This window comes from Cupriavidus plantarum (assembly GCF_905397285.1).
GTDB lineage: Bacteria > Pseudomonadota > Gammaproteobacteria > Burkholderiales > Burkholderiaceae > Cupriavidus > Cupriavidus plantarum.
The window spans coordinates 276,554-295,058 of sequence record NZ_CAJPUX010000006.1; the positions used below are offsets into that span (position 1 = coordinate 276,554).

General features: G+C 64.2%; 17 protein-coding genes. 9 read left to right on the forward strand and 8 right to left on the reverse strand.

Translation table 11 applies throughout. The features are described from left to right. The first annotated feature begins 89 nt into the window (after positions 1-89). A complete protein-coding gene (locus tag KHP16_RS23725; protein ID WP_115953964.1) occupies positions 90-1,025 on the forward strand; it encodes a 2-dehydropantoate 2-reductase in 936 nt (311 codons plus the stop codon). Positions 1,026-1,076: 51 nt separating this feature from the next. Further along, complete coding sequence (locus KHP16_RS23730; RefSeq protein ID WP_211961265.1) at positions 1,077-2,021, forward strand: ketopantoate reductase family protein; 945 nt, start codon at positions 1,077-1,079, stop codon at positions 2,019-2,021. Between the two features lie 16 nt (positions 2,022-2,037). Here the strand turns inward: KHP16_RS23730 and mnmE are convergent, their stop codons facing one another. The 7 genes from mnmE to rpmH form a co-directional block, all read right to left on the reverse strand. Continuing rightward, positions 2,038-3,465: a tRNA uridine-5-carboxymethylaminomethyl(34) synthesis GTPase MnmE gene (gene mnmE, locus KHP16_RS23735; RefSeq protein ID WP_109582455.1), complete on the reverse strand. Its 1,428-nt coding sequence runs from the start codon at positions 3,463-3,465 to the stop codon at positions 2,038-2,040. Between the two features lie 121 nt (positions 3,466-3,586). Then, on the reverse strand, positions 3,587-4,363 hold the full coding sequence (locus KHP16_RS23740; protein ID WP_244835987.1) for a CHAD domain-containing protein: 777 nt from the start codon (positions 4,361-4,363) through the stop codon (positions 3,587-3,589). Between the two features lie 205 nt (positions 4,364-4,568). Next, positions 4,569-5,339 carry a trans-aconitate 2-methyltransferase gene (gene tam, locus KHP16_RS23745; RefSeq protein ID WP_211961267.1) on the reverse strand — a complete coding sequence of 257 codons (771 nt, stop codon included), beginning with the start codon at positions 5,337-5,339 and terminating at the stop codon, positions 4,569-4,571. Between the two features lie 118 nt (positions 5,340-5,457). Next, positions 5,458-7,131 (reverse strand): membrane protein insertase YidC, encoded by a 1,674-nt coding sequence (gene yidC / locus KHP16_RS23750; RefSeq protein ID WP_109582452.1) that lies wholly within the window; start codon positions 7,129-7,131, stop codon positions 5,458-5,460. 22 nt (positions 7,132-7,153) lie between these two features. Next, positions 7,154-7,450 (reverse strand): membrane protein insertion efficiency factor YidD, encoded by a 297-nt coding sequence (yidD, locus tag KHP16_RS23755; protein ID WP_208648259.1) that lies wholly within the window; start codon positions 7,448-7,450, stop codon positions 7,154-7,156. A 10-nt stretch (positions 7,451-7,460) separates the two neighbouring features. Beyond that, positions 7,461-7,847 carry a ribonuclease P protein component gene (rnpA, locus tag KHP16_RS23760; protein ID WP_208648262.1) on the reverse strand — a complete coding sequence of 129 codons (387 nt, stop codon included), beginning with the start codon at positions 7,845-7,847 and terminating at the stop codon, positions 7,461-7,463. 154 nt (positions 7,848-8,001) lie between these two features. Beyond that, positions 8,002-8,136: a 50S ribosomal protein L34 gene (rpmH, locus tag KHP16_RS23765; RefSeq protein WP_008650850.1), complete on the reverse strand. Its 135-nt coding sequence runs from the start codon at positions 8,134-8,136 to the stop codon at positions 8,002-8,004. Between the two features lie 819 nt (positions 8,137-8,955). Here rpmH and dnaA point away from each other — a divergent pair. The 6 genes from dnaA (at position 8,956) to KHP16_RS23795 (ending at position 16,518) form a co-directional block, all read left to right on the forward strand. Continuing rightward, positions 8,956-10,659, forward strand: coding sequence for a chromosomal replication initiator protein DnaA (gene dnaA / locus KHP16_RS23770; RefSeq protein WP_109582449.1), 1,704 nt, complete (start codon positions 8,956-8,958; stop codon positions 10,657-10,659). Between the two features lie 388 nt (positions 10,660-11,047). Beyond that, positions 11,048-12,163 carry a DNA polymerase III subunit beta gene (gene dnaN, locus KHP16_RS23775; protein ID WP_109582448.1) on the forward strand — a complete coding sequence of 372 codons (1,116 nt, stop codon included), beginning with the start codon at positions 11,048-11,050 and terminating at the stop codon, positions 12,161-12,163. Between the two features lie 157 nt (positions 12,164-12,320). Further along, complete coding sequence (gene gyrB, locus KHP16_RS23780) at positions 12,321-14,846, forward strand: DNA topoisomerase (ATP-hydrolyzing) subunit B (protein ID WP_109582447.1); 2,526 nt, start codon at positions 12,321-12,323, stop codon at positions 14,844-14,846. Positions 14,847-15,318: 472 nt separating this feature from the next. Beyond that, entirely contained in the window at positions 15,319-15,591 is a 273-nt protein-coding gene (locus KHP16_RS23785) for a hypothetical protein (RefSeq protein WP_211961268.1), read from the forward strand. 70 nt (positions 15,592-15,661) lie between these two features. Continuing rightward, positions 15,662-16,063: a hypothetical protein gene (locus KHP16_RS23790; RefSeq protein ID WP_211961269.1), complete on the forward strand. Its 402-nt coding sequence runs from the start codon at positions 15,662-15,664 to the stop codon at positions 16,061-16,063. Continuing rightward, complete coding sequence (locus KHP16_RS23795) at positions 16,060-16,518, forward strand: DUF2846 domain-containing protein (RefSeq protein WP_109582445.1); 459 nt, start codon at positions 16,060-16,062, stop codon at positions 16,516-16,518. The genes KHP16_RS23790 and KHP16_RS23795 overlap by 4 nt, the downstream gene beginning before the upstream one ends. Before the next feature lie 80 nt (positions 16,519-16,598). Here the strand turns inward: KHP16_RS23795 and KHP16_RS23800 are convergent, their stop codons facing one another. Continuing rightward, a complete protein-coding gene (locus tag KHP16_RS23800) occupies positions 16,599-17,603 on the reverse strand; it encodes a DUF3108 domain-containing protein (protein WP_211961270.1) in 1,005 nt (334 codons plus the stop codon). A 457-nt stretch (positions 17,604-18,060) separates the two neighbouring features. On the opposite strand from KHP16_RS23800, the gene KHP16_RS23805 reads away from it, so the two are divergent. Next, positions 18,061-18,504, forward strand: coding sequence for a PepSY domain-containing protein (locus tag KHP16_RS23805; RefSeq protein ID WP_244835989.1), 444 nt, complete (start codon positions 18,061-18,063; stop codon positions 18,502-18,504). Position 18,505 lies beyond the last annotated feature (1 nt).

An 18,505-nucleotide genomic window follows, 5' to 3' on the forward strand; every position in this document is an offset into this window, starting at 1 on the left:
GCGCTCACGGTCCCGATGTCAATGCGCCCTGTATAGAAGTTGATCATCATGTATTATTTCCACGATCCCATATCGAGGAGACGGACATCATGAAAATTCTGGTTTTGGGCGCGGGCGCCATCGGCGGCTATTACGGTGCACGCCTGATCGAAGCGGGCGCCGACGTCACGTTCCTCGTCCGGCCCGGACGCGCTGCGCGGCTGGCGGCGGACGGCCTCGTGGTGCGCAGCGAGCTTGGCGAGTTCCGGCAGCCCGTGCGTTGCGTGGACGATGCAGGCGTACGCGCATCCGATGTGGCCTATGACCTCGTACTGCTCGCCTGCAAGGGCTACGACCTCGCCTCCGCGATGGAGGCCATCGCGCCCGCGATTGGCCCGCGGACGCGCATCCTGCCGTTCCTCAATGGCGTCTCCGTGTACGAGCGGCTGGACGCGCGCTTCGGCCGCGCGCACGTGATGGGCGGCGTATCGCAGATCGCGACCATGCTCGATAGCGACGGATCGATCGTGCATTACGGCAAACTCGACATCGTGATCGTCGGCGCCCGCGACGCCGCGCAGCAGGATGCGGCCGAGGCATTCCACGCGCTCATTCGTACCACGCCGGGCACGCGCAGCCTCTCCGACAACATCGGGCAGGCGCTGTGGAACAAATGGATCCATATCGCGACGGCCGCGCTGATGACCTGCCTCATGCGCGGCACCGTCGGGGATATCGCCCGCACGCAGGATGGCAAGGCGTTGATGCGCCGCGCGATGACGGAGAGCCTTGCCGTGGCCGAAGCCGAGGGCTTCCCGATTCCCGCGGCGGTGGTGGCGCAGATGGAGGCACGGCTGCTCGACGAGAACCTCGACTGGATGGCCTCGATGGCGCGCGATATCGCCAATGGCGCGCCGCGGCTCGAAGCGGATGACGTGGTCGGCGACCTCGTGCGCCGCGCGGTGGGCTTCGGTCAGGACGCGCCGATCGCGCAGGCGGCGTATTGCCATCTGCAGGTGTACGAGGCGCACCAGCGCCAGCAATAAGCGCGGCGGCGCAGTATAGTCTCCCCACACCAGACACTGTGGAGAGACACCATGAAGATTGCGGTGATCGGCGCCGGCGGCGTGGGCGGGTTTTTCGGGGCGAAACTGGCCGCCGCCGGATGCGACGTGACGTTTGTCGCGCGCGGCAACCATCTGCGCGCCATGCGCGACCATGGCCTGCGTATCCAGAGCGCGCGTGGTGCGGGGGGCGCGGGCGGCGACGATCTGCATCTGCGTGATGTGCGCGCTGTGGAGGACGTTAGCCAGATACCGCAAGCCGACCTGATCATGATCGCGGTCAAGCTTTGGGACACCGAGGCGCTGGCGCCGACCCTCAGGCGGCTGGTGGATGGCGGCGCGGCGGTGGTGTCCTTCCAGAACGGCGTGCACAAGGACGAGATCCTGCGCCGGCACCTGCCCGCGGAAGCGATCTTCGGCGGTGTGAGCTACATCGCGTCGGTGATTGCCGAGCCCGGCATCGTCGAATACAAGGGCGCGATGCAGCGCCTCGTGTTCGGCGAGTTCGACCGCAGCCAGAGCCCGCGCGTGAAGGCGTTCCATGCGGCGTGCGTGAAGGCGGGCTTTCAGGCGGACATCAGCGAAGACATCACGCGCGCGATCTGGGAAAAGTTTGTGTTCCTGGTCGGCCTGTCGGGCACGACGTCGAGCATGCGCCAGCCCATCGGTCCAATCCGCGCGAATGCGCAGACGCGCGCATTCCTCCACGACGTCATGCGCGAGGTCGTCGCGGTGGGCCGCGCGAAGGGCGTTGCCCTGGCCGAATCGTTTGCCGACGACCGTCTTGCCTTCGCGGACACCTTGCCACCGGACATGACGTCGTCCATGCACCACGACCTCCAGCGCGGCAACCGTCTGGAAGTACCGTGGCTCAGCGGTGGCGTGGCCGCCTATGGCAGCGAGCTAGGCGTGCCCACGCCATGCAATCGCGCGATCGCGGATGTGCTGGCGTTGTATGCGGAGGGCAAGCGGGGCTAAGGCACGCCGTAGCCACTCACTTCCCAATACAAAATCGCGTAAAAATCGTCCCGAGCAGGTCGTCGCTCGTAAACTCGCCCGTGATGCTGTTCAGGTGTTCCTGCGCGAGCCGCAGTTCCTCCGCGAACAGGTCCAGCGCCTGCGCCTGCTGGTCCGCCCGTTCGGCCGCGCAGTCGAGGTGCGACTGGGCGCAGCGCAACGCGGTGAGGTGACGCTCGCGGGCGAGGAAGGTGCCCTCGCTGCCCGACTGCCAGCCGACGATGCGCAGCAGCTCGCGGCGCATGAGGTCGATGCCCGCGCCCGTGCGCGCGGAGATCCAGATTTCCGTGGGATTGGGGCCGTTCGCGGCCACCACATGCGGACGGTTGCCGCCGAACATCGTGTCGCTGGCCGCCGGCGCCGTGTCGATCTTGTTGACGACGCGCACGATCGGCGAACCCGGCGGCAGGTGGCCGCTGAGCCGGTCGTCGATCGCATCGTCGATCTCGGACAGGCCGTTCTCCAGATAGTCCGTCGCGTCGACGAGATGCAGCACGACGTCCGCGCGTCCGATCGCTTCCCACGTGCGCTCGATGCCGATGCGCTCGACCTCGTCCGCCGCGTCCTCGCGCAGACCCGCGGTGTCGATGATATGGAGCGGGATGCCTTCGATCTGAATGGTCTCCCGCACGCGATCGCGCGTAGTCCCCGCAATGGGCGTCACGATCGCGAGCTCCGCGCCCGCCAGCGCGTTGAGCAGCGACGACTTGCCGACGTTCGGCTGACCCGCGAGTACCACCGACAATCCTTCGCGCAGCAATGCGCCCTGCTTCGCCTGCTTGAGCACGCCCTTCAGCGATTCGCGAATCGCCGCGAGCTGACCGCGCGCGTCCGAGGCTTCGAGGAAGTCGATTTCCTCTTCCGGGAAATCGAGCGTGGCCTCCACGAGCATGCGCAGGTGAATGACTTTCTCCACGAGCGTGTGGATCGCCTGCGAGAACACGCCCTCCATCGAGCGCGCCGCCGATCTTGCAGCGGCCTCCGTGCTCGCCTCGATCAGGTCCGCGACGGCTTCCGCCTGCGCGAGGTCGAGCTTGTCGTTGAGAAATGCGCGGCGCGTGAACTCGCCGGGCTCTGCAAGCCGCAGGCCGATATCGCGTCCCGCCTCGAGGCACCGCGCGAGCAGCATCTGCATGACCACGGGGCCGCCATGGCCCTGCAGTTCGAGCACCTCTTCGCCCGTATAGGAATGCGGCGCGGGGAAGTACAGCGCGAGGCCATGATCGATGACACCGCCGCGCGCGTCGAGGAACGGCAGATACGTGGCATGGCGCGGCTTGAGCGTCTGGCCGCAAACCGCGCGCGCGATGGACACGACATCCGGGCCGGACACGCGCACGACACCGATACCGCCGCGTCCGGGCGCGGTGGCGATGGCGGCAATGGGAAGCAGAGGAGCAGTCATGGGCCGTATTTTCGCAGATCGTCCGGGTGCGGGTCAGGCGGTCGCCGAACTATGATGAGTCAGTCGTGAGGCGGTCGTGAGGCAGTCGCCACGCGTTCCTCCGGCGCGTGCCGGGCAGTATTCAGTCGCTGACCAGGCACGCGCAGAGCAGTCGTCGCGCCACGGCATCGTCGACCACCGCGCCGAGCGCGGTCTGCCGGCGCACGAGCTTCTTGTGCAGCCGCTTGCGGAGCTTCGATGGCAGCACGTCCGCCAGCGCCTCGATCGCGTAACGCAGTCGCTTATTGCCGATGCGCAGGCGATGCACATGTTCGGTCTTGCCATCGCGCGCGGCCCGCGCAAGCGCGCGCACGCGGCGGCGCGCCTTGCGTACCCGGCGCTGCGCAAACGCATCGAGGCGCTCGGCCGCGTCGGCGTTACCCGCACTGCGCGATAGGGCCGCATGTCTCGCCATATGCCGCGCCATATGCCGCACGTCCTGCTCAAGCGTACCGAGCCGTGCACGCATGTCACGTGACAATTTCGTCATCATGTCCGCATGCGCCGCCTCGCGCCGCGCCCGCGCGGACGCGCGCAACGCCATCAGTACCGGATGGCCCGGCTCGCGCGCGAGCGCGGGCTCCAGCGTCTCGGCAAGGAATACGTCCCAGTCGCGCGTCTCGCCGCAGGCTTCGGCGGTATCGCGCAGCACCGTCTTCCAGCGCGTCGCCGTGCCATCGGAGAGGACCGGCTGAAACGCCCACAAGATCGCGCGCAGATGCCGCACGCCCACGCGCAGCTCGTGGATGGCCTCGACGTCCTCGGCAGAAGCCGATCCGTCGAGCACCGCGTCGACGCGCGCCAGCACCGTGCATAGCCCCGCATCGGCCAGCGACACGAAGGCGGCCGACGGCGTCATCTTGCGTCGGAGACCGCGTCGCGAACGACGGGATCGTTTGCGCTCCGCCATGGTGAAAATGTCGTCGGACTGGTCGTCTGACGCGGGTGGGAGACGATTCCAGTGTAGGCGATCGGGCACGTGCCCGCAGTACACGAGCCGCCTGTTGCGACGCGACATGCGCCGGGTTGCGCGGGTTTTGCGTGGGTTTGCGCGGGTTTGCGCCTTATCGGGTGGCCACGAGGAACACGCGCGGGAACGGCAGTAGCACCGTGCCGTCGGCCAGCGCCGGCATCGCCGCGGCGATCTTGGCTTCGTAGCGGCGCAGATACTCTGCGCGTTCCGCCTCGTCGAGCGGCGCAAGAAATGGCCGCAGACCGCTGCCCTTGAACCATTCGACAACCGCCGCCGCGCCGCCCGCGAGCGGATGCTGATAGATCGTGCGCCAGATATCGACGCGCGTGCAAAGCGGCTTCAGCAGTTCGTAGTACCAGCGCTCGGACGCCAGCGGCGTGCGTGCATCCGCGGCAGCGGTGAGCTTGACCGCCCACGGTCCCTCGAGCGCCGTCTCGCGCATCAACAGGTGCGGCGCCTCGTTGAGGTTGTCCGGCATCTGTACCGCGAGACTGCCGCCCGGCGCGAGCTTGCGGATCAACGACGGCAGCAGCGTCGCATGGTCGGGCACCCATTGCAGCACCGCATTGGCGAGGATCGCGTCGTAGGGACCGTCGTCGTGCCAGTCCGTGATGTCGGCCTGATCGAAACGCAGCGCGGGCAGCCGCTTGCGCGCGGCCGCGATCATGTCGGCATCGCTGTCGAGGCCGATCGCCTCGGCCTCGGGATAGCGCGCCGCAAGGACCTCGGTGGAGTTCCCCGGTCCGCAGCCGATATCGACGACGCGCTTCGCATCCTGCGTGGGAATCGCCCCCACGAGGTCCCGCACGGGTCGCGTGCGTTCGTCTTCGAATTGCGTGTACTGCCGGGCGGACCAGGTCATGACGGCTCCTCGTTATCGTGGGATCGAATGCAAGGATACGCCTGCTGTCCACCAAAGAAAAAACCCGGCCGAAGCCGGGTTTTTCGTATCGCGCGTGCGAAGGGAGATCGGGAGACGATCAGCCCTTGGCCGCCGCGGCCGCCTTGCCCTTGCCGAGCATGCGGTTGATCTGCCATTGCTGGGCGATCGACAGGATGTTGTTCACGACCCAGTACAGCACGAGGCCGGCCGGGAAGAAGAAGAACATGAATGAGAACACCAGCGGCATGATCATCATGACCTTCGCCTGCACGGGATCCGGCGGGGTCGGGTTCAGCTTGGTCTGCACGAACATCGACACGGCCATCACGATCGGCAGGATGTAGAACGGATCCGGCACCGACAGATCGTGGATCCAGCCCAGCCACGGCGCGCCACGCATCTCCACAGACGACAGCAGCACCCAGTACAGCGCGATGAACACCGGAATCTGGATCACGATGGGCAGGCAGCCGCCGAGCGGATTGACCTTCTCGGTGCGGTACAGCGCCATCATCTCCTGGTTCATCTTCTGCGGATCGCCCTTGTAGCGTTCACGCATGGCGGTCATGCGCGGCTGCAGGTCCTTCATCTTGCCCATGGACTTGTAGCTGGCCGCGGACAGCGGGAAGAAGACGAGCTTGATCAGCACGGTCAGCGCGATGATCGACCAGCCCCAGTTGCCGAGGAGGCCGTGCAGCTTCTCCAGCAGCCAGAACAGCGGCTTGGCCAGAATCGTCAGCCAGCCATAGTCCTTCACGAGTTCCAGGCCCGGCGTGATCTGCTCGAGCATGCGCTCTTCCTGCGGACCGGCGAACAGGCGCGCGTCGGTCGTGACCGTCGCACCCGGCGCGATCTGGCCTAGCGGCTGCTGGATACCGACGCGGTACAGGTTGTTGTCGATCTTCTCGACGTAGAACGAGTGTTCCTTGCCCGTCTGCGGAATCCACGCGGAGGCAAAGTAGTGCTGCACCATCGCGACCCAGCCGCTGTTGGTCGCGCCCGGCACCGTTGCCTTGCCCTTGGCGATGTCCTCGAACGAGATCTTGTGGTACTTGTCCGCGTCCGTGTAGATGGCCGGGCCGGTGAAAGTGCTGTAGAACTGCGACTGCTCGACCTTGCTGCCGTCGCGCGCGAGTTCCAGATACAGCGTCGGCGAGATCGGGGCGGTGCCGTCGTTGGTCACGGCGAACTGCGTGTCCACGACATAGCTGCCCTTGTGGAACGTGTACGTCTTGACGAACTTGGTGCCGTTCTTCTCCGCCGTCAGCACGACGCTGACCTTGTCGCCGCCGTCCAGCGAGCGCGGGCCCGGGGCCGCCGTGAAGATGGTCGTGTGGTTCGGCAGGTCGCCGCCGATCAGGCCCGAACGCGCGAGGTAGGTACGCGTGGCGTCACGCTCGAGCAGCACGACGGGCTTGCCGTCCTTTTCCTTCTCGTTGAGCAGTTCCAGGCGGGACAGGATGCCACCGGCCGTATCGATCTCGGCACGCACCTCGTCGGTGGTGACGATGATCTTCTCGCCCGTCGGCTGAGCCGCTGCCGCAGGGGCGGCCGCGGGAGCCCCCGGTGCGCCGGCGGCCGCGGAGGCGGCATTGGCCTGCGGCACGTCGTTGCGCGCCGCGGCGTCGCTCGCGCCACCGGCCGGCGCCTGCTGCGTGGTCGCGCTCGGGAAGAACATCGACGCGTGGCCGTTGGCCCGCTGCCAGTTGTCGTAGAGCAGCACGAGGGACATCGAGAAGATGACCCACAGGATGGTGCGTTTGATATCCATGTCTCGCTATGGTCGGAGGGATTCAGGGTCTGGGGAGCCGGATCGTGACAGGCGGCTGGCCTGGCGCGGCGCTCGTACGGGGCGCCTGGGCGCTCCCCATGTTTCGGGGCTCGGGCACGGGATCATACCCGCCCTGTGCGAAAGGATGACAACGGCAGAGCCGGCAAGCGGCCATCCAGCTTCCGCGTGCGGCGCCGTGCAGGGTGACGGCATCGCGCGCGTATTCGGAACATGTCGGCAGGAAGCGGCACTGCGAGCCCAGGTACGGACTGAGCGCGATCTTGTAGATTCGCAGCAGGGCAAGCAGGATTCGCTTCATGGTGTCGGCATCAGGCGGGCGCCGCCGGTAACGGCCTCGCGGCGACTTCGAGCAGGCTCGCGATCTCCGCGCTGCAGGCCCGGCGGATGGCCGCCCGGCTTGCGAACTCGGTACGCGGGAATTTGGTCTGCAGCCGCAACAGCACATCGCGGCCCGCGAGTTGGTCCTGCCGGCCCCGAAACAGTTCCCGGGCCATGCGTTTCACCAGATTGCGCTCGGCGGCGCGCGGCGCGAACTTCTTGCCGACCACGACGCCAAGGCGTGCTTCTTCCCTGCCGTTGGCCCGTACGTACAGCACGAAGTGCGGGCTGCGGCGGCGCGGCCGCAAAGCAAAAACGGATGAAAACTCATCCGTCTTTGTGAGCCTCGCGGCTTTGGGAAAGGCATGGGTAGACACGCTGTGCAAAGCTAGCGAAAAGCTGCGCCCGGCGGCTGCGCTCCCGGCCATCCTGAGTGCGAGGCGGTAGGCAAGAACGGGATCCGTCGGATCGGAGAGCCTTCCGGGGAAGGCCTCAACCGCCGGTTCGCCGTTCAGGCCGGTCGCCCGGCCCTCAGATTGCCAGGCGCTTGCGGCCCTTGGCGCGGCGAGCGTTGATGACGGCACGGCCGCCACGGGTCTTCATGCGCACGCGGAAGCCATGGGTACGCTTGCGGCGGGTAACGGAAGGTTGGTAAGTACGTTTCATGTTGCACTCTCTGGTTGATCCGGGCTATCCGGACGCCGGCACTGCCGGGCGCCGTGGCCGCCGCGTATGGTTCGCACTAGGGTTCGCATTCCCTTGCCCCGGCGCGTTGATGCGCTGGCGCACGACGGGAGTCGCGAAGCCGATATCGAGTTACTGCTGAGGAAGTCTCGATCCGCGCTGACCAACAACGCGGAAACTGGCAAGGATCGGGGGCAGTCCATCACGGGGTTTACGTCCCGCACGACACGCGTGATCCCCTGCCGAATCGCAGAACCCGCCATTTAACCGATTTTCGTCAGCAGTGTCAAGGAAACCGATGTGGGCAACCTGCAAAACCGCATGTCCCAATCGGCCGCCTCCGGCCCATTGTCCACACCTATCAGTGGGTAACGTGCATGGACCCAGATGGTGGCCACGGGGCCATCAAAGCGCCATCAAGTTATTGATGCGGCGAGGAAAAATAGCGTCAAGCGTGCCTTTCGCCACCCGCGCCGAGTCGACTTGTGCACACAAATCCACTGAATTTGCACAAGTTGTCCACAGACTTATCCTTTGTGGATAACTCGGGCCGGGGGGTACAATCCCGGTCCAACTACTACACGGGCTGCGTGGCGCACGTACAACCCGGTCCTCTGCCATCGGTATACCGCTTCCCCTGATGCCCTCGCCGCGCATCGTGGGCGCGGTATCGCCGTCTTGACCCGATCACGCGGATCGGAGCCATGCGCGAGGCCGGATTGTGAAGAGGGCGTCGCCGCGCTCGTGCTGTATCCGGGAGGCTCGACCGAGCCGCCTGGTACGGTCACTCAACAAGAACACATGCAAGATTTCTGGCAGGCGGCAGCCGCGCAACTCGAGCGCGAACTGACGCCGCAACAGTTCAAGACCTGGATCAAGCCGTTGGCGCCCGTCGCCTTCGACGAGGAGGCGCACGCGCTCAGAATCGCCGCGCCCAACCGCTTCAAGCTGGACTGGGTCAAGAGCCAATTCTCGGGCCGTATCACGGCCCTCGCGTGCGAGTACTGGGAAGCGCAGGTCAGCGTTCACTTCGTCCTCGATCCCGCCGCCTCGGGGCGCGCGGCCGCCTATATGGCGCCTGGCGCCCAGGGCGCCGGCCCCGATGGCGCAGCACCGGGTACGTATCCGCAGTCGCCGGTAGCAGGCCAGTCCGTCCACGGCCAGCATCCGTCGCATGCCGCCCAGCATGTGCCCTCGCAGGGGTTTGGCGGGCAGCAGTACGGCAACCAGCCGCCGGGCGGCTTCGACTACCCGGCCCAGCCGCCCGCCCAGACGCCCTACCCGACCCCGGTGAATCATGCGGGCGCGCACCCGTCGCACGCCGGCCGCGGCGCTGCCTCGGGCCACCCGTTGCAGGGCAACCACGTGCCGGACATGGGCGAGATCGACGTCGCCCAGATGGATCCGGCCGAGGCCAGCGCGCGTTCGTACCGCGTGCCGCAGCAACAGCCCGCGCAGCCGCAGCAGAGCGACACGGTCCATGAGCGTTCGCGCCTGAACCCGATCCTCACGTTCGACAACTTCGTGACCGGCAAGGCGAACCAGCTCGCGCGCGCCGCCGCGATCCAGGTGGCGAACAACCCCGGCAAGTCCTACAACCCGCTGTACCTGTACGGCGGCGTGGGCCTCGGCAAGACGCACTTGATCCATGCCATCGGCAATTTCATGCTGATGGAGAACCCGCGCGCGCGCATCCGCTACATCCATGCCGAGCAGTACGTTTCCGACGTGGTGAAGGCTTATCAGCGAAAAGCGTTCGATGAGTTCAAGCGCTACTACCATTCGCTCGACCTGCTGCTGATCGACGATATTCAGTTCTTCTCCGGCAAGAACCGCACGCAGGAAGAGTTCTTCTACGCGTTCGAGGCGCTGATCGCGAACCGTGCGCAGGTGATCATCACCAGCGATACCTATCCGAAGGAAATCACTGGGATCGACGACCGGCTCATCTCGCGTTTCGACTCGGGCCTGACCGTGGCCATCGAGCCGCCCGAACTCGAGATGCGCGTCGCGATCCTGATGAAGAAGGCCGCCGCGGAGAACGTGAGCGTGCCGGAAGAGGTCGCATTCTTCGTCGCCAAGCATCTGCGCTCCAACGTGCGCGAACTCGAGGGCGCCCTGCGCAAGATCCTCGCGTTCTCGAACTTCCACGGCAAGGACATCACGATCGAGGTCACGCGCGAAGCGCTGAAGGACCTGCTGACCGTGCAGAACCGCCAGATCTCCGTCGAGAACATCCAGAAGACCTGCGCCGATTTCTACAACATCAAGGTCGCCGACATGTACTCGAAAAAGCGGCCGGCGAATATTGCCCGGCCGCGGCAGATCGCGATGTACCTGGCGAAGGAACTCACGCAGAAGAGCCTGCCCGAAATCGGCGAGCTGTTCGGCGGACGCGATCACACGACGGTGCTGCATGCGGTGCGCAAGATCGCCGACGAGCGTAGCAAGGACGCGCAGCTCAACCATGAGTTGCACGTGCTCGAGCAGACGCTCAAGGGCTGACCGCTGGTGCCACGATGGCATGGCGCCGATGTGAATCGGCGTCCGCTCATCGTCGAATGACGATTTTACAAGCCGGCCTTGCCGGGCTGGCATACTACTGGCTACGCGCCCGGCGGCAAACGGGCGTCTGGATCAACCGGTTGTACCGCGGGAAATTGGCCTCAGATAAGGCTTTGCGGTGAGTCGGGACGGTTCTGCAAGGCGGACGGGCGCGCCGTGGCTTTTTGGGCACACACGCGCCGCTTGCCGGAACCGCCCCGCTTCACCGCAGCGGCTTATCCTTGGTACAATGCAACATTAACTCCTTGATTCATAAGTGAATTTGAATCGATTTGGAGTTTGCGCATTCTGCGGTCGAGCTGACGACAAACGACGAAGGATAAATTCAATGCAATTGGTCAAAACCTCGCGAGACAATCTGCTGCGTCCGCTGCAAATCGTGAGCGGCATCGTGGAGCGCCGCCACACCCTCCCGATCCTGGCCAACCTGCTGATTCGCAAGTCCGGCTCGAACGTTTCCTTCCTGTCGACCGACATCGAGATTCAGATCACCACGCACGCGGAATGCGGCGTCGGCAGCGACGACGTGGCCACGACCGTGGCGGCGCGCAAGCTGCTCGACATCCTGCGCGCGATGCCCGACGGCGACGTCGCGCTGTCGCTGAACGACAAGCGCATGACCGTGCAATCGGGCAAGAGCCGCTTTGCGCTGCAGACGCTGGCGGCCGAGGAATTCCCGACCGTGGCGGAAGCGAGCGAGTTCAACGCGAGCGTGAGCCTGCCGCAGAAGACGTTCAAGCACCTGCTGGCGATGGTCCATTTCGCGATGGCGCAGCAGGACATCCGCTATTACCTGAACGGCATGCTGCTCGTGGTCGATGGCAAGAAGGTGATGGCCGTTGCGACTGACGGTCACCGTCTGGCCTACTGCGGCGTGGAGCTGGAGACCGAAGCCACCGGTGGCGGTTCGCGTCAGGAAGTCATCATCCCGCGCAAGACGATCCTCGAACTGCAACGCCTGCTCGAGGACACCGACGATCCCGTGCAGGTGCAGCTGGCCGCGAACCAGGTGAAATTCAGCTTCGCGAACATCGAACTGATCTCGAAGCTCGTGGAAGGCAAGTTCCCGGACTTCCAGCGCGTGATTCCGAAGGGCTACAAGAATGCGTTCGCGATCGACCGTGTCCGTCTGCAGCAGGCGCTGCAGCGTACCGCGATCCTGACGACCGACAAGTTCAAGGGCGTGCGCTGCATTCTCGATACGCACACGCTGAAGATCAGCTCCACCAACGCCGATCAGGAAGAGGCGCAGGAAGAGCTGGAACTCGATTACTCGGGCGATGCGCTCGACATCGGGTTCAACGTGACCTATCTGCTTGACGTGCTGGGCAACCTCAAGAGCGAGCAGGTACAGGTCAGCCTCGGCGACTCGAATTCGAGTGCGCTGATCACCGTGCCGGACGACGACAACTTCAAGTACGTCGTCATGCCGATGCGCATCTGATACTCCGGAACAGGACGACAAGATACGCAGCACTCAGGGGCAGGATCCCGCCGATCCGCCCCTTTTGCCGTTTTTAGTAACCCGCTATTGCGGAACGACCGGGCGCGCCACCTTGGCGTTGCACGTCGAGCGCCGCATTTGCCGTGAGTAGGAAAACATGACCGAACAGCAGAAACCGCAACAGGAAAACACCTACGGAGCCTCTTCGATCCAGATCCTGGAAGGCCTGGAGGCGGTACGCAAGCGACCGGGCATGTATATCGGCGATACGTCCGACGGCACCGGTCTGCACCACCTCGTGTTCGAGGTGCTGGACAACTCGATCGACGAAGCGTTGGCCGGCTACTGCACCGAGATCTCGGTGACGATCCACAGCGACAACTCGATTTCGATCGTCGATAACGGCCGCGGCATTCCGCCGGCCGTGAAGTTCGACGACAAGCACGAACCGAAGCGCAGCGCCGCGGAAATCGCGATGACCGAGCTGCATGCCGGCGGCAAGTTCAACCAGAACAGCTACAAGGTATCGGGCGGCCTGCACGGCGTGGGCGTGTCCTGCGTGAACGCGCTCTCCAAGTGGCTGCGACTGACCGTGCGCCGCGATGGCCAGGTCAACCTGATCGAGTTCGCGCGCGGTGAAGTGCAGAACCGCATCGTCGAGACCGTGGAAGGCCCGGACGGCCAGCCCGTGGAAGTGTCGCCGATGAAGATTGTCGGCGCGACCGACAAGCGTGGCACAGAGGTGCACTTCCTCGCCGACGAGGAGATCTTCACGAACGTCGAGTTCCACTACGAGGTGCTGTCCAAGCGCATTCGCGAACTCTCGTTCCTGAACAATGGCGTGCACATCAAGCTCACGGACCAGCGCACGGGCAAGGAAGAGGACTTTGCGTTCTCGGGCGGCGTGAAGGGTTTCGTCGAGTACATCAACCGCGCGAAGACCGTGCTGCATCCGAACATCTTCTACGCGAACGCGGAGAAGGATGGCATCGCCGTGGAAGTGGCGATGCAATGGAACGACGGCTACAACGAGCAGGTGCTCTGCTTCACGAACAACATTCCGCAGCGCGATGGCGGTACCCACCTGACGGGTCTGCGCGCGGCGATGACGCGCGTGATCAACAAGTACATCGAAGAGAACGAGATCGCCAAGAAGGCCAAGGTGGAGACCTCGGGCGACGACATGCGTGAAGGCCTGTCGTGCGTGCTGTCGGTGAAGGTGCCGGAGCCGAAGTTCAGTTCGCAGACCAAGGACAAGCTGGTGTCGTCGGAAGTGCGTCTGCCGGTGGAAGAACTCGTGAGCAAGGCGCTGACGGACTTCCTGCTGGAAACGCCGACCGATGCGAAGATCATCTGCGGCAAGATCGTCGATGCGGCGCGCGCGCGGGAAGCCGCGCGCAAGGCGCGCGAGATGACGCGACGCAAGGGCGCGTTCGACGGCATGGGCCTGCCGGGCAAGCTGGCGGACTGCCAGGAACGCGATCCGGCGCTGTCCGAACTGTTCCTGGTGGAGGGTGACTCCGCAGGCGGCTCGGCCAAGCAGGGCCGCGACCGCAAGTTCCAGGCGATTCTGCCGCTGAAGGGCAAGATCCTGAACGTGGAGCGCGCGCGTTTCGACAAGATGCTGTCGAGCCAGGAAGTGCTGACGCTGATCACCGCGCTGGGCACGGGCATCGGCAAGGACGACTACAACCTCGAGAAGCTGCGTTACCACCGCATCATCATCATGACCGATGCGGACGTGGATGGCTCGCACATCCGCACGCTGCTGCTGACGTTCTTCTATCGCCAGATGCCGGACATCATCGAGCGTGGCTACGTGTACATCGCGCAGCCGCCGCTCTACAAGATCAAGCATGGCAAGGAAGAGCGCTACATCAAGGACGACAACGAGCTGAATGCATATCTGCTGAAGCTGGCGATGGAGAAGGCGTCGCTGGTGCGTCCGGACGGCAGCGAGATCAACGGCGACGCGCTGACCGAGCTCGCCCGCCAGTATCAGCTGACGGAAGGCGTGATCAGCCGCCTGTCGCGCATCGTGGATAGCGACGCGCTGCGCGCGATCGCGGACGGCGTGACGCTCGACCTCGACAGCGCCGCGGCAGCGGAAGCCTCGGCCGTGGCCCTCAAGGCCAAGCTCGCCGAAATGCACGCCAAGACGTTACTGGGCGCCGCCGTCAACGACGATGGCACCGCCGACGTGTACGCACAGTTCGACGAAAAGTCCGACAAGCACCGCCTGATGATCGCGCGCCGCCACCACGGCAACGTCCGCCTGTCGCACCTCGACGCGGACTTCGTCCACGGCGCCGACTACGAAGCCCTGGCCAAGGCCGCGGCAACGTTCCAGGGCCTGATCCCCGAAGGCACGAAGGTCAAGCGCGGCGAAGGCGAAAAACAACGCGACCAGACCGTGTCCGACTTCCACCAGGCCATGCAATGGCTCCTGGGCGAAGCCGAACGCGGCGTCACGCGCCAACGCTACAAGGGCCTCGGCGAAATGAACCCCGAGCAGCTGTTCGAAACGACGCTGGACGTGACGCAACGCCGCCTGCTAAAGGTCCAGATCGAAGACGCCATCGCCGCGGACCAGATCTTCACGACGCTGATGGGCGACGAGGTAGAACCGCGTCGGAATTTCATTGAAAGCAATGCGTTGGTGGCGCGGAATATTGATGTTTGATGTTCTGCTGGTGTCGGGTGACATGGATAGTGAAAAAACTGTGCCAAGTTACTGAAAAAGTAGTGACACGATTAATGAAAAAAGGCGACCTTGATAAGGGTCGCTTTTTTTTTGCCTGTGCCAATTCCGCAGCAGAGCGGCGAACGCAAAGGCCGATAGTTCTTAAAGCACGACGGGATTTTTGGGGTAATCCCCCCGCTGGATAGGCGGGTCGGCAGGTATGCTGTGGGGAGCCAAACAGCGTCACGAGAATGCCCTGCATATCCGCTCCCTGCGGACTCGGTGACGTTCGTGTTCCTCAATCTCGATACGTGCTTCGACGATTTCAAGTTCTGGATGCCACGCTCATGTCTACACGCCCCACCTAACTCGATACGAATGCCTACCTGCGACTTGCCAAGCGCATCAAGCCGCTACTCGAGTCGCATTTGGGCAGAAGCGCTATCGGCTCACGATCCTCGTCGATTGCCGAATGCTAGCTTTTGGACTGCTCAAAGAAGCTACGGTCGTTACGGATGATCTCGCCATGCATCAGTTGGGAAAGGAGTTTGATATCCCGACGATGCACGGCCATGAACTGCTGCGGCGGATGCTTTCAGCGAAGATGGTGACCCGAGAGGAGGTTCGTGACATATACCGGGCCCTCGCGGCAAATGGCGATTTGCCTGCGTCATGGTTGCGCGATAGAGACCGGTTTTTTCCCCGCGTCTTCGACCGCCATTGCGGGGGGATGACGCCGATTTAATTTTAAGTAGAATTTGCAAAGGCGATCGAAGTCGCCGTTTACGAATTTCACCGTTCTCCTGGTCAGAGACATGTCCCCTTCCTCCCGAGTCAAAACCATCCTTGCAGCGCTCGCGCTGAGCGCCGCGCTCCCCGGTTGCGCGCCGATGATACAAACGACGCCCGCGAATATCGAGCCCGTCCAGTCGAGCGCCGGTGCGCGCGCGGTCTGGTTGAAGGACACCGCGCGGATCAAGCTGGATACCGGGTACACCCGGCTGGTACCGGCGGGGAAATGGACGGCTGTGGGTCGTCTGTCGCAAGGCACTGTGTATCGTCCGGTCGGGACCGTGTTCACTATCGCGGCCCGGCAGGTGCATGAAGCCTATTTAGTCGTTCATGAGAAAACGCTAGTCGGCTTCTATTTGCCGGGGGAATCGAGCTATACCCCGCTTAACAACGCAGTGCCACTGTCTTTGGGAGAAACAGAATGAAAAGCGTAGTTCGCCTGCTGCTCGCAGGCTTTGCGGTGTCGTTGATGGCGGGTTGTGCAAGCGGGGTCAAGCACAGTGAAATGGCGGCGTCGCTGCCCACATTGAAGCAAGGCGAGGGTCGCGTTTATTTCATGCGTTCGGCATCGATGTTCGGCGCCGCCATTCAGCCGGATATTCGTCTTAATGGCGATGTGGTCGGCGAGTCGAAGCCGGGCGGCTTCTTCTTCGTGGATCGTCCGGCTGGCAAGTATGTGGCCTCTACCTCGACCGAAACCGAGAAGACGATCAGCTTTGCGCTCGATGCGGGCGAGACGAAATACATTCGCTCGTATCCGACGTTCGGCGTGGTGGTGGGGCGTGTCGTGCTGGAACTGACGCCGCCCGATCAGGCGACGACCGCGCTGGCGGATCTTTCTTATACCGGCGTGACGATGCAGGTGCCTAAGGCGAAGTAAGACTATCGCCGCGGTTCGCGGCGGTTTGCGAGTACCGCCCTCGGTGGGCGGTACTCGCGGTGATCAGCCTTGCAGCCCGATTACTTCACGCTCAGCAGTTCCTGCGTGAACGTCTTCGTGTACGACGCGTTCGAGAAGCCCGCGGCGTAGCCGTAGTTCGAGACCCATTTCACGGTGCGGCCGGCATCCGGCGACCACCAGCCCGTGATGGTCTCCGAGTACGTTGCCGTGCCCAGGTTGCCGTTCGGCAGCAGGGCGTCGTTCGAGTTCGTGTACGTGACCACCATGTTGACGCGCAGCGCGTTGTACGTGCCGGCGGCCACCGTGACCGGCTCGTAGCCCACGACAGTCGCCGTCACGTTGGCCGTCTCGCGATAGCCAGCGACACAGCTGTAGTTCCAGGTGTCGGTCCACGTCTTGCCGACGTACATCGGGAAGCTGTACAGGGTGCGCTTGGGCGCGTACGTGCACAGGTTGCCGTTGTTGAGGAACGTGCGGGTCAGGCGGTTGCCGTCAAGATTCTGCGTGTAGCGTACGTCAGGCGTATTCGTGGCGGTGTCGGCGCTTTCAACCGTCACGATATCGTTGGCGATGGCCGTCGTCGTGTAGGCGACCTGCTGCGTGCTGGAGCCACCACCGAGGCGTAGCGAAGTTTCGGTGAGCGTGGCGACCGTGCCGACCTTCGGCGCGGGTACCGTGTAGCGCTGCGGTGCCACCGTCAGGTTCAGCTTGAACACCTTGCTCGCGTCGCTGACCAGCGTCGCCGTCAGCTGGATGGTGTCGCCCGTCGGGCTGACCAGGTTGCCGGACCACGCGGTGTCGCTCTGCGACTGGTTCGTCAGCGTGGTCAAGTTGCTGGTGATGACCGCCTGCCATTTGACCGGAGCGCTCGTCTTGAGCGAGATGTAGTCGCCCGACTGCACGTTGAGCGTTGTCGCTTGTCCGCTGCCAACCGATGCGGTCTGTGCGGCGCTGCCCGACGCGCTGACGTTCAGCGAGCTTCCGGCGTCATCCCCGCCACCCCCGCACGCACAAAGCATCGCAGCCAGCGCGCAGCTGGCCATCCACTTGCCCATACCCTTCATGATTTCCCCTAGCAATTTTTATTGAATTTCTTGATTGGCCCGTTTTTGGCTCTTTGGGCGCGATCAGGGGGCGATTGTAGAGGGGTGTGATGGCGGCGGCGCTCCCAACCGAAGGGGGATTGTCGCTTTAATGCGATATTGTTGATACAAAGAACATTCAAGACATCCAGACACGCATTCGCGTGTCAGCGCCAGAAGAGACTGCTGACGAGGACTAGCGTGCCGGCGAGAGCGGCCAGCAGGCCCAGGGAATCGCGGAGGCCGGTGCGGTCTTTCGCTGGGGAGGGCGCGTGTGGGGCTGGGGTAGTATTGGCGGCATGAACGCCGCGTTGGATGCTGGCCGGCATGGCTTGTCTCGGTGGATAGGTCGATGGAGGCATCATGCGGGTCGTAACCTGAACGGGCGCTGAGCATGGCGTTCAGGTTGCGTTCAGCTTCGGCGCGTCAGCATGACGTCATGGCTCACAAAACCCTCTGCACCGTGTCCCTTCCGGCCTTCCGCACCGCGCTCCGCAAAGCCCTCCGCATCGGCGCTCCCATCGGCGCTCCCATCGGCGCTCCCATCGGCGGCGCGGCGACGTCGGTCCTCATGGCCGCGGTCTTCGCCGTGTTGGCCGTCAACGCCTCGCCCGCCATGGCCGATACCGATGCCGACCGCGCGCGGGCCGCGTTGCGTGCCGGCGAGATCGTGCCGCTGGCGCGTGTGCTCGACGCCGTCAACCGTACGTACAACGGCGACGTGCTGGACGTGGAGCTAGATCATGACGACGGGCAGTGGATCTACGAGGTGAAGCTGCTGCTGCCCGATGGCGGTGTGGCCAAGCTCAAGTACGACGCGCGGACCGTTGCGCTGATCAAAAGCAAGGGCGCGAAGCTCGATAGCGCGCGGAAGGCGCCCTGAT